Here is a 12,118-nt window from a genome sequence, read left to right as displayed (position 1 = left end):
CTCGTTGACAACACTTTGAGAGAAAAGGGAGCGTTATGCGCCATACCTTAGTTTTATCCGCATTGCTGGGCACCGGCCTGTTGGCCGCCACTTCCATCAGCCAGGCCGCCAACAACAGCCTGGTATTCTGCTCCGAAGGCAGCCCCGCCGGTTTCGACACGGCGCAGTACACCACTGCGACCGACAACGACGCCGCCGAACCACTGTACAACCGGCTGGCAGAGTTTGAAAAAGGCGCGACCAACGTCGTACCGGGCCTGGCCACCAGTTGGGATATTTCCGAGGACGGCCTCAAATACACCTTCCACCTGCGCGAAGGGGTGAAGTTTCATACCACCAAGTACTTCACGCCGACCCGCGATTTCAATGCCGATGACGTGCTGTTCACGTTCAATCGCATGCTCGATCCGCAACAGCCTTTCCGTAAGGCTTATCCGACAGAGTTTCCGTACTTCAACGGCATGAGCCTGAACAAGAACATCGCCAAGGTTGAAAAGACCGGGCCGCTGACCGTGGCCTTTACGCTCAACAGCGTGGACGCCGCGTTCATCCAGAACATCGCCATGAGCTTCGCCGCCATCCTTTCGGCCGAATACGCCGACAAGCTATTGGCCGAAGGCAAGCCGAGCGACATCAACCAGAAGCCGGTCGGCACCGGGCCGTTCGTGTTCAAGAGCTATCAGAAAGACTCGAACATCCGTTACACCGGCAACAAGCATTACTGGGACCCGAGCCGGGTCAAGCTCGACAACCTGATTTTCGCCATCAATACCGACGCCTCGGTGCGCGTGCAGAAACTCAAGGCCGGCGAGTGCCAGATCACCCTGCACCCGCGCCCTGCCGACGTGACCGCACTGAAGAACGACCCGGCCCTGCAACTGATCGAGAAGCCTGGCTTCAACCTCGGCTACATCGCCTACAACGTGCGCCACAAGCCGTTCGACCAGCTCGAAGTGCGCCAGGCGCTGGACATGGCGGTGAACAAGCAAGGCATTCTCAACGCCGTTTACCAGGGCGCGGGGCAACTGGCAGTCAACGCCATGCCTCCGACTCAATGGTCCTACGACGACACGATCAAGGACGCCGCCTACAACCCGGAAAAAGCCAGGGAACTGCTCAAGGCTGCCGGCGTCAAGGAAGGCACTGAAATCACCCTCTGGGCCATGCCGGTCCAGCGTCCGTACAACCCCAACGCCAAGTTGATGGCCGAGATGCTCCAGGCTGACTGGGCGAAGATCGGCCTCAAGGTCAAGATCGTCAGCTATGAGTGGGGCGAGTACATCAAGCGCACCAAAAATGGCGAGCACGACATCAGCCTGATCGGCTGGACCGGTGACAATGGGGATCCGGACAACTGGCTGGGCACGCTCTACAGCTGCGACGCCATTGGCGGCAACAACTATTCGATGTGGTGCGATCCGGCCTACGACAAGCTGATCAAGCAGGCCAAAGTCGTCACCGATCGTGACCAGCGCACCCTGCTCTACAAACAGGCGCAGCAGTACCTCAAACAGCAGGTGCCGATCACGCCAGTCGCCCACTCAACGGTCAACCAGCCGCTGAGCGCCAAAATCGAAGGGTTCAAGGTGAGCCCGTTCGGTCGCAATGTGTTCTCGGGTGTCAGCATAGAAAAATAACCGATTAGCCAGAAATGCCGGGGGGCGGATTTTCCGCCCTCACGCAGACGCTTTGCCGTCTTTTGCCAATTTGGCTGACAGCAAACGTTTGCGATGCCGTGAATGAGTTCTAAACCAATAGCCGGATCACAAAAAAAGACCGGTATAAAAAAAGAAAGTAAGGAGCTTTACCCATGAAACTGAGCAGCACCGCGTTATTGGCCTTGGCCATAAGCAGCGTAACCGCCACGGCTTACGCAGAAACCCAAAGCCAGGCTTTCACCCCGGTTACCGTGAACGAGAAGAGCGCCCAAAGCGAAGCCACCGGCTTTGTCGAAGGCCAGTCGATCACCGGCACCACGCGTAACTGGTACGCCAATGAACAACTGAAACGTGGTGCAAAATTCAAATACAACGATCACGGCACGCTGGCCGAGACCGATCGTCGTATCAACTGGGTCCAGGGCACTATCGTCAAATACAACTCGGGCTTCACCGAAGGGACTGTCGGTTTCAGCACCGAAGTGGCGGCCTACAACGCCATCGCACTGGACCGGGACCGTAAAGACCTGGCATCCGGCAACGGTGGCGCACCGGGCTCTCGTCCAAGCGCGGGCAACAACCGTACCCTGACCAAAGAGGGCGGCGACGCTCAAGGCCAGTGGAGCAAAGTGGGCCTGGCCAACGTCAAGGCCCGCGTCTCCAACACCACCCTGACCGCCGGCCGCATGAACTTCAGCAGCCCGATGGTCGACGTGATCGGTAACCGCGCACTGCCTTCGAGTTTCGAAGGTGTGGCGATCCACAGCGAAGAGCTGAACAACCTGGCCTTCGACCTGGCCACCTTCGACCGCAACTCACCGCGTACCGAAGAAAGCCAGCGTAAATTCCGCACCGAATACGCCAACGGCATCGTCGAAACCGACCATGTCTACACCGGCGGTATCACCTACAACCCGCTCGCCAGCCTGACCACCAGCCTCTGGGCGACCCAGGCTGAAGACATCTGGAATCAGTACTACTTCGGCGCTTCCCACGTTCTGGGCGACAGCCAGGTACTGAGCCTGACCACCGGCCTGAACTACTACAAAACCCAGGACACCGGTAAGGCCTTGATCGGCACTATCGACAACGACACCTATTCCCTGTCGTTCGGTCTAACCCACCAGGCCCACACCCTGACATTCTCGTACCAGGAAGTGAACGGCAACGAATACTTCGACTACCTGCACGAAACCAACGGCATCTACCTGGCCAACTCCCTGCTGTCGGACTTCAACGGCCCGAACGAAAAATCGTTCCAGGTTGCCTACGGTCTGAACATGGCCGAATACGGCGTGCCAGGCCTGAAGTTCAACATCTACCAGGCGCGCGGCTGGGGTATCGACGGCACTCACTACACCGGCAACGGCGGCGTGGCTGGCAAGGGTTACGACGGCATCCAGTCCCAGGATGGCGAACACCACTATGAATACGGCATCGGCGCAACCTACGCCGTGCAGAGTGGCCCGCTCAAGGCCACCACGATCCGCGGTACCTACACCGCTCACCGTGCCAGCGAAAACCAGGCTGACGGCAGCATCAACGAGTTCCGTCTCGTGACCACGGTTCCGTTCAACATCCTGTAATGCACGTGCCGAACGGCTGATTCGATGACGAATCGACCGTTCGGCTTTTGTCCTTTAACTGATTGCAGAGGGTTCTTGATGAAAATGCTTCCCCTACGTGCGGCCATCGCGGCCGCGTTGCTCAGTGTCGCTGTCGGCGTCTCGGCCAAACCCTTGGTGGTTTGCACCGAAAACAGCCCCGAAGGCTTCGACATGGTCCAGTACACGACTGCAGTCACAGCCGACGCCGTGGCCGAAACCATCTTCAATCGCCTGGCGGACTTCAAGCCCGGCACCACTGATGTGATTCCGGCACTGGCCGAATCCTGGGACATCAGCGAGGACGGTCTGACGTACACGTTCCACCTGCGTAAAGGCGTCAAGTTCCACACCACCGAATACTTCAAGCCGACCCGCGACATGAATGCCGACGACGTGGTCTGGAGCTTCCAGCGCCAGCTGGACCCGAATCATCCGTGGCACAAACTGTCGAGCGTGGGCTTCCCGTACTTTGAAAGCATGGGCTTCAAGGAGCTGCTCAAAAGCGTCGAGAAGGTCGACGACAATACGGTCAAGTTCACCCTGACTCGTCGCGAAGCGCCCTTCCTGGCCGACATCGCCATGGCTTTCTCGTCGATCTACTCCGCCGAGTACGCCGATCAGTTGCTCAAGGCCAACAAGGCCGGCGACCTGAACAACAAGCCTGTCGGCACCGGCCCGTTCGTCTTCCAGCGCTACAACAAGGACGCCCAGGTTCGCTTCAAGGCCAACCCGGATTACTTCCGTGGCAAGCCACCGGCCGATGCGCTGATCCTGGCCATCGCCACCGACAACAACGTGCGCCTGCAGAAGCTCAAGGCCAACGAGTGCCAGGTCGCGCTGTATCCGAAGCCGGATGACATCCCGAGCATCAAGAAAGACGACAAGCTGAAAGTCGATGAACTGAATGCGATGACCGTCTCGTACGTCGCCATGAACACCACGCACAAGTACATGAGCGACGTACGGGTGCGCAAAGCCATCGACATCGCCTTCGACAAAGAGGCGTACGTCAATGCGCTGTTCGGCAAGGGCAATGCAACGGTCGGGGTCAACCCGTACCCAGACACCCTGCTGGGCTACAACCAAAGCCTGAAGAACCCGGCCCATGACCTGGACAAGGCGCGCGCCCTGCTCAAGGAAGCCGGCGTACCGGAAGGCACCACCTTCACCCTGTTCACCCGCAACGGTGGCGGTCCGACCAACCCGAACCCGATGCTCGGCGCGCAGATGATGCAAGCCGACCTGGCCAAGGTCGGGATCAAGATCGACATCCGCGTGATGGAATGGGGCGAAATGCTCAAACGCGCCAAAAACGGCGAGCACGACATGGTTTCCGCCGGATGGGCGGGCGATAACGGCGACCCGGATAACTTCCTGACGCCTATGCTCAGTTGTGAAGCGGCCAAGAACGGAGAAAACTACGCACGCTGGTGCAATGACAAGTTCCAGGCGCTGATCGATCAGGCCCGGGAAAAAACCGATCCGGCCGAACGTGCAGCGCTCTACGAGCAGGCCCAGGTTATTTTTAACCAGGACCAGCCATGGATCAGCATGGCGCACACTAGAATGTTTACCGCAATGCGCAACAACGTAGAGGGCTATCACATTAGCCCCCTCACCACGAACAACTTCGCCACCACCCAGGTGAAGTAGATAAGAAAACTCCCGGCATTCCTGACGCAGGGATGCCGGGCACGCCTAACCGGCTGATGAGGTACACCTTACGATGTTTAGTTTTATTGCCCGCCGACTGGGGTTACTGATCCCCACGTTTTTCGGCATCACCTTGCTGACATTCGCGTTGATTCGCATGATCCCTGGCGACCCCGTGGAAGTCATGATGGGCGAACGCAGAGTCGACCCGGAAATGCACGCTCAGGCAATGGAACGCCTAGGTCTGAACAAACCCCTGTATGCCCAGTACCTGGATTACATCGGCAAACTGGCCCACGGCGATCTCGGGGAATCCCTGCGTACCCGTGAAAGCGTCTGGAACGAATTCACCTCCCTGTTCCCCGCGACCCTGGAGCTGTCCATGGCCGCCCTGTTGTTCGCCGGCATCCTGGGCCTTCTGGCCGGGGTGATCGCGGCACTCAAGCGAGGGTCCCTGTTCGACCATGGGGTGATGGGTGTCTCCCTGGCGGGATACTCGATGCCGATCTTCTGGTGGGGCCTGATCCTGATCATGTTCTTCTCGGTGAGCCTGGGCTGGACCCCGGTATCCGGACGGATCGACCTGCTCTACGACATCGAGCCACGCACCGGCTTCATGCTGATCGATACGCTGCTGGCCGATGACGTCGGCGCGTTCGTCGATGCCCTGCACCACCTGATCCTGCCGGCCATCGTGCTGGGGACCATCCCGCTGGCGGTGATCGCGCGGATGACCCGCTCCTCGATGCTCGAAGTACTGCGTGAAGACTACATCCGCACCGCCAAGGCCAAGGGCCTGTCGCCGTCGCGCGTGGTGTTCGTGCACGGTCTGCGTAACGCGCTGATTCCGGTACTGACCGTGGTCGGCCTGCAAGTCGGCACCCTGCTGGCCGGTGCGGTCCTGACCGAAACCATCTTCTCCTGGCCCGGCATCGGCAAATGGCTGATCGAAGCCATTGGCGCCCGAGACTATCCCGTCGTGCAAAACGGCATCCTGTTAATCGCCTGCCTGGTGATTCTGGTCAACTTCGTAGTGGACATCCTCTACGGCTTTGCCAACCCACGCATCCGTCATCAGCGCTGAGATCATGACCATGACCACTCCAATTCCATCGGTAGCAGTCGATCAAAGCCTGCTGTACCCGTCTCCGTACAAAGAATTCTGGCAAGCGTTCTCCAAGAACAAAGGTGCCGTCGCCGGCCTGATGTTCATGCTGCTGGTGATTTTCTGCGCCATCTTCGCCCCGTGGGTCGCCCCTCACGACCCGAGCGAGCAGTACCGTGATTTCCTGCTGACCCCGCCGGCCTGGCTGGAAGGTGGGCAGATCCAGTTCCTGCTCGGCACCGATGAACTGGGTCGCGACCTGCTGTCGCGCCTGATCACTGGCTCGCGCCTGTCCTTGATGATCGGCTTGTCGTCGGTTGTCATGTCGCTGATCCCGGGGATCCTGATGGGTCTGTTCGCCGGGTTCTTCCCGCGCGTGCTCGGCCCGACCATCATGCGCCTGATGGACATCATGCTGGCCCTGCCGTCCCTGTTGCTGGCCGTGGCGATCGTCGCCATCCTCGGCCCTGGCCTGATCAACACCGTGATCGCCATCGCTGTGGTATCCCTGCCGTCCTACGTTCGTCTGACCCGCGCCGCGGTGATGGGCGAGCTGAACCGCGACTACGTGACCGCTGCACGCCTGGCCGGTGCCGGCCTGCCGCGCCTGATGTTCATCACCGTGCTGCCCAACTGCATGGCACCGCTGATCGTTCAGGCCACCCTGAGTTTCTCTTCGGCGATCCTCGATGCCGCCGCACTGGGCTTCCTCGGCCTTGGCGTACAACCGCCAACCCCTGAGTGGGGCACCATGCTGGCTTCGGCCCGCGACTACATCGAACGCGCCTGGTGGGTGGTGAGCCTGCCTGGTTTGACCATTTTGCTCAGCGTGCTGGCAATCAACTTGATGGGTGACGGCCTGCGCGACGCGCTGGACCCGAAACTCAAGAACGCCGCCTGAGGAGATTCCCATGTCACTGTTAGAAATCAAGAATCTCAACGTTCGCTTCGGCGACAAGAACGCCACGCCAGTGGTCGACGGCCTCGACCTGAAAGTGGACAAGGGCGAAGTGCTGGCCATCGTTGGCGAGTCCGGTTCCGGCAAGTCCGTGACCATGATGGCGCTGATGGGCCTGATCGAGCACCCCGGCATCGTTACCGCCGACTCACTCAGCTTTGACGGCAAGGACATGCTCAAGCTGAACAATCGCCAGCGTCGGCAGATTGTCGGCAAAGACCTGTCCATGGTCTTCCAGGATCCGATGACCGCGCTGAACCCGAGCTACACCGTCGGCTTCCAGATCGAGGAAGTGCTGCGCCTGCACCTGAAAATGTCCGGCAAGGCGGCCCGCAAGCGTGCCATCGAACTGCTGGAAAAAGTTGAAATCCCGGGTGCAGCCAGCCGTATGGACGCCTACCCGCATCAACTGTCCGGCGGTATGAGCCAGCGTGTCGCGATTGCCATGGCGATTGCCGGCGAACCGAAACTGCTGATCGCCGACGAACCGACCACAGCACTCGACGTGACGATTCAGGCGCAGATCATGGACCTGCTGCTGGCGTTGCAGAAAGAGCAGAACATGGGCCTGGTGCTGATCACCCACGACCTCGCGGTCGTGGCCGAAACCGCCCAGCGCGTGTGCGTGATGTACGCCGGCCAAGCGGTCGAAGTCGGTCAGGTGCCGCAACTGTTCGACATTCCGGCACACCCGTACAGCGAAGCGCTGCTCAAGGCGATTCCGGAACACAGCCTGGGGGCCTCGCGCCTGTCGACCCTGCCGGGCATCGTTCCCGGTCGCTACGACCGTCCGCAGGGTTGCCTGCTGTCGCCACGCTGCCCGTACGTGAAAGACAACTGCCGTCAACAACGTCCGGCCCTTGACCAGAAAAGCAACAGCCTCGCTCGCTGCTTCTACCCGCTGAACCAGGAGGTGGCGTAATGGCCGTCGTACTTACCGCCCGCGACCTGACCCGTCACTACGAGGTGTCCCGAGGCCTGTTCAAGGGTCACGCCACCGTGCGCGCCCTCAACGGCGTGTCGTTCGAACTGGAAGCCGGCAAGACCCTCGCTGTCGTCGGTGAATCCGGTTGCGGCAAATCCACCCTGGCCCGTGCCCTGACCCTGATCGAAGAGCCGTCCTCCGGCTCCCTGAAAATCGCCGGCCAGGAAGTCGCCGGTGCCGACAAGGCTCAGCGCAAGCAACTGCGCAAAGACGTGCAGATGGTGTTCCAGAGCCCGTACGCCTCGTTGAACCCACGGCAGAAGGTCGGCGATCAACTGGCCGAGCCGCTGTTGATCAACACCAACCTGAGTGCCGCGGAACGTCGCGAGAAAGTCCAGGCGATGATGAAGCAGGTGGGTTTGCGTCCCGAGCACTACCAGCGTTATCCGCACATGTTTTCCGGCGGTCAGCGCCAGCGGATCGCCCTGGCTCGCGCGATGATGCTGCAACCGAAAGTGCTGGTGGCAGACGAACCGACCTCGGCGCTGGACGTGTCGATTCAGGCACAGGTGCTCAACCTGTTCATGGATTTGCAGCAAGAGTTCAACACCGCCTACGTGTTCATCTCCCACAACCTGGCGGTGGTACGCCACGTTGCCGACCATGTGATGGTGATGTACCTGGGTCGCCCGGTGGAAATGGGCACGAAAGAGGACATCTACTCCCGTCCCCTGCACCCCTACACCCAGGCACTGTTGTCGGCGACGCCCGCCATCCACCCGGATCCGGACAAGCCGAAAATCAAGATCGTCGGCGAGTTGCCCAACCCGCTGAACCCGCCACCGGGTTGCGCCTTCCACAAGCGTTGCCCGTACGCCACCGAGCGTTGCAGCACTGAAGAGCCGGCCCTGCGCCTGCTCGACAACCGCCAGGTGGCTTGCCACTACGCCGAGCAATTCCTCGACGGCGCGGCATAAAAAACGCCTCGGTCATTGGGGCGCGCTTGAGTCAACCAAACCCCTTCTCATTCGATTGCGCATCAATCGATGCAGGAGGGGTTTTCTTTTGCCTGTCGAGTGGTGATTGAGCGTCGCTTTTTGCAGAAACGCACCTGTCATTCCTGAGAGCTTCGAACGCTCAGCCGTTTTGTTTGAATCCTGTCGGTGAGTCATGTGTCGTGAAGACAGGCTTGTCACGCGACACACGGCATAAACCCGCAAGCGTTCAAAAACTATCAGGACAGGTGAAGCCTCATGGGCACTCAAGCAACAGACGTAAACATGCTGGGCGCGGGTCAACTGGACCCGGAATTTGGTGTGTCTGGACAGATCAGACCTGACTTTCTGGCCGGCTCGGTCAGGGCCGTTGTGTTATCGGCTGAAGGTTCCCTGACCTACGCCACTCGGCAGGGAGAAGGTTTCACTGTGTACCGCACTGATTCTGACGGCATCAAGGACAAGGCGTTTGGCAATGACGGGAACACAGGTGAGTGGCAGTTTGTCAGCGGAAAAAAGGCAAGTCCGTCGCGTTTGCTACTGCAAGAGGATCGCAAGATCCTGGTGATCGGTGATACCCGAGAACCCGACGGTATTGGCCGGGCAGCACTGAGACGCTTTCATGCCAACGGCAGCCCTGACCTGGTCTTCGGCAGTGTCGTGATTCCTGTAGCACAGCATGATTATTCCCAAGTGGCGTTGATCGACGGTTGCCTGCAGGGTGATGGAAAAGTACTTGTGGCGTTCAGCTATTTCATCAGTGAGTCCGAAGGGGCACTGCTGGTTCGCCTGCACAGTAACGGCGAACTCGATACCGGTTTCGGCAATAGAGGTTTTGTCGAGATCGAAACCGCGGGCGACTTCATCCGGCTTTGCAGCGTTGTGATTCAAGACGGAAAAATCGTTGTTGGCGGAACCACCGCGTCCGGTCAGCTCGTTCTTGCACGTTATGGTCTGCAGGGGCAGGTCGATAGCCAATTTGGTGTCGATGGTTTTGCTTTCCTGGCATCAACGGATGGCTCACTCAAAATGAGTCAACTCATCGCACAGGCTGATGGCAAGCTGGTATGTGCCGGCGGTATCCAGGAGAGCATGGGCATGGCGATGAGGTTTACCGCGGAGGGGCACCCCGATAAGGAGTGGAATGGCGGGCTTCCTGTATTCACCAACACCGGTCCTGAAACATTCTGGCGATCCCTGGCCCAACAGCCGGACGGCAAGATAGTCGTGGTCGGATACAACCGGGCACTCCATATCATCGCTGGCAGGTTGTTGCCCAATGGAGACTATGACACCCACTTCGGCGGGACTGGGTCAGGGTGGGTTTCTTTTGGTCCCTCAGGAGGATTGCCGTGGGATGTGAAGGTCCAGAGCGGTGCTCGCATTATCGTTGGCGGCGAGGCTTTCATCGAAGCAGGGAATCGCGGCCCGGTAGTCTACGGGCTCCAGGCCTGATCCCGTTCTCGACGGCGCGGCATAAAAACAGTGGGAGCGGGCTTGCTCCCACAGGGTTGGAGTTGTAACCCAACCCCTTCTACCTCGATTGCCTATCAGTCATGCTCGCCATCGAGCGATTACGTCTGGCTATCACCCTCTTCTTCATCGGAGTCCGGCTCGTCGTCGGTCGAGTCATCGTCGTTGTCAGCACCACCCTGCCCCTGATCTCCCGGTTCCGATTCGGATTTAGCGAGCATCAACCCCGCGTATCCCGCTTGCCCGCTCGAAGCCTGCTCCCCGTGATCGATGCACTCGGCCCACGCCGTCGACGTCCCGAGCGATAGCATCACCAACACCTTCAACAGCAGTAAAACGCGAAACAACCTGTTCATAGCCGATTCCTTCCTTTCGTGGAGTGCCTGTCTGGCGCTGAGTGAAATCTAGTTCCGATCAGCCGGGTTCTCCAGATTGGACGCTGACGAGCGAGCAGAAATGCACCCGACAGAAAGACCGGTTTCAAATAAACCCAATAGCCGGATCAACTAAGCGAAACAGTTCGGCGAGGTTGCCCCTCAAGCTTGTCTGGAGCGCGAGGGCGGGTAGCCTGATAGATCATGGGTATGGACAGCAGCGCCAGTGCCGCACTGACCAGCCACACACTGTGCCCACCAAAGTGACCGTACAACTGACCGCCAAGCATCGGCGACAACAGCGCACTCGCACTCCAGCTCATGAAAAACACGCCAAAGTACTGGCCGCTTTTTCCACGTTGCGCATGCTGCATGACCCGTGCATTCAGTGGCGGTATGAACAGCGCCTCACCCAATGTCCAGACCACCGTCGACAGACAGGCGTAGAACAACCCGGAACCCAACGGCAACATACCGAGCCCACAGGCCAGCAACAGACTGCCCGCCACCAGTTGGCGACGCGTACCCCAGCGTTCGCCCCAATGGGTCAACGGAATCTGTAACGACACCACCAATACGGCATTCAATGCGAACTGCCAGCCGATCGCTTCGGTGCTCAGGCGATAGTAATCACGCAGGTAGTTACCCAGCGTGCTGTACACCGTGTCGAATGCCATCCCGAGCAAGAGCGTCGTCGCCAGTAACCAGAGAAAGGGTTTGTCGCGATACGGCACGCGTGAGCCTGAGCCGGTATCAGGTTTCTCGTCAGGCACCAGCACCGGTCGGCGCCATGTCGTGCGGACAAACCAGAGCAAGGCCAGCAGGGTCATGGCTGCGCTGGCGAAGAACACCCAGCGAAAATCGGTCTGCGCCAAAACGCCGCCCGCCACCCCGGCAACGGCCATTCCGAGGTTCCGGGCTACCCGGCTCAAAGCCTGTGCCCGGGAACGCTGCGCAATCTCGCAATACTCCATGATCAGCCGCTGATGCAGCGTACGGATCGCCCCGTCGACGGCCCCGCTGAGCAACAGCAGCCCGGCCAGCAACGGCACCTGCGTAACCAGCCCGAGCAGGATCAGAACCCACATCGACACAAAGAACAACGCCGCTGTGAGCCGTGCCGTGCGCACATGGTCACTGAGCAAACCACCGAGCATCGAGCCGACCAGCAATCCAGCGCCATAGGCCGACAACAGCCAGCCAACGGTTTCAATAGCCAGCCCCAGTTCCTGACGTAGGTACAGCGCCATGAACAACTTGACCATGCTGCTCAATCGATTGATGAACAACAGCGCCGCGAGAACCCAGGCCATCACGCCGAAATAGCCGTCCAGCCTCAGCAGATGAGTCAGCCGATGCGTCATTCCCTT

10 protein-coding genes are annotated in these 12,118 nt (G+C 59.5%); 8 read left to right on the top strand and 2 right to left on the bottom strand.

What is annotated here, in order from left to right; all coding sequences use genetic code 11:
* The first annotated feature begins 35 nt into the window (after positions 1 to 35).
* From CD175_RS25590 to CD175_RS25555, 8 genes are all read left to right on the top strand, one after another.
* Complete coding sequence (locus CD175_RS25590; RefSeq protein ID WP_104450924.1) at positions 36 to 1,637, top strand: ABC transporter substrate-binding protein; 1,602 nt, start codon at positions 36 to 38, stop codon at positions 1,635 to 1,637.
* Positions 1,638 to 1,810: 173 nt separating this feature from the next.
* Complete coding sequence (locus tag CD175_RS25585) at positions 1,811 to 3,244, top strand: OprD family porin (protein ID WP_104450923.1); 1,434 nt, start codon at positions 1,811 to 1,813, stop codon at positions 3,242 to 3,244.
* A gap of 78 nt (positions 3,245 to 3,322) precedes the next feature.
* Positions 3,323 to 4,918 (top strand): ABC transporter substrate-binding protein, encoded by a 1,596-nt coding sequence (locus CD175_RS25580; protein ID WP_104450922.1) that lies wholly within the window; start codon positions 3,323 to 3,325, stop codon positions 4,916 to 4,918.
* 73 nt (positions 4,919 to 4,991) lie between these two features.
* Complete coding sequence (locus tag CD175_RS25575) at positions 4,992 to 6,002, top strand: ABC transporter permease subunit (protein WP_104450921.1); 1,011 nt, start codon at positions 4,992 to 4,994, stop codon at positions 6,000 to 6,002.
* Between the two features lie 10 nt (positions 6,003 to 6,012).
* Complete coding sequence (locus CD175_RS25570) at positions 6,013 to 6,924, top strand: ABC transporter permease subunit (protein ID WP_104450920.1); 912 nt, start codon at positions 6,013 to 6,015, stop codon at positions 6,922 to 6,924.
* Between the two features lie 10 nt (positions 6,925 to 6,934).
* Positions 6,935 to 7,903: an ABC transporter ATP-binding protein gene (locus CD175_RS25565; RefSeq protein ID WP_007973051.1), complete on the top strand. Its 969-nt coding sequence runs from the start codon at positions 6,935 to 6,937 to the stop codon at positions 7,901 to 7,903.
* Positions 7,903 to 8,883: a peptide ABC transporter ATP-binding protein gene (locus tag CD175_RS25560; protein WP_015093469.1), complete on the top strand. Its 981-nt coding sequence runs from the start codon at positions 7,903 to 7,905 to the stop codon at positions 8,881 to 8,883. The genes CD175_RS25565 and CD175_RS25560 overlap by 1 nt, the downstream gene beginning before the upstream one ends.
* A 276-nt stretch (positions 8,884 to 9,159) precedes the next feature.
* Entirely contained in the window at positions 9,160 to 10,356 is a 1,197-nt protein-coding gene (locus tag CD175_RS25555) for a hypothetical protein (protein ID WP_104450919.1), read from the top strand.
* Positions 10,357 to 10,475: 119 nt separating this feature from the next.
* On the opposite strand, the gene CD175_RS25550 is transcribed toward CD175_RS25555, so the two are convergent.
* The gene (locus CD175_RS25550) at positions 10,476 to 10,730 is read right to left on the bottom strand and encodes a hypothetical protein (protein ID WP_104450918.1); all 255 of its coding nucleotides are present in this window, start codon (positions 10,728 to 10,730) and stop codon (positions 10,476 to 10,478) included.
* 146 nt (positions 10,731 to 10,876) lie between these two features.
* Positions 10,877 to 12,112, bottom strand: a complete 1,236-nt coding sequence (locus CD175_RS25545; protein WP_104450917.1) for an MFS transporter — start codon at positions 12,110 to 12,112, stop codon at positions 10,877 to 10,879.
* Positions 12,113 to 12,118: the final 6 nt, after the last annotated feature.

The sequence above is a fragment of the Pseudomonas laurylsulfatiphila genome (assembly GCF_002934665.1).
Classification (GTDB): domain Bacteria; phylum Pseudomonadota; class Gammaproteobacteria; order Pseudomonadales; family Pseudomonadaceae; genus Aquipseudomonas; species Aquipseudomonas laurylsulfatiphila.
Note: the sequence above shows the minus strand (reverse complement) of the source record. Positions and strands in the feature narration are given on the sequence as shown.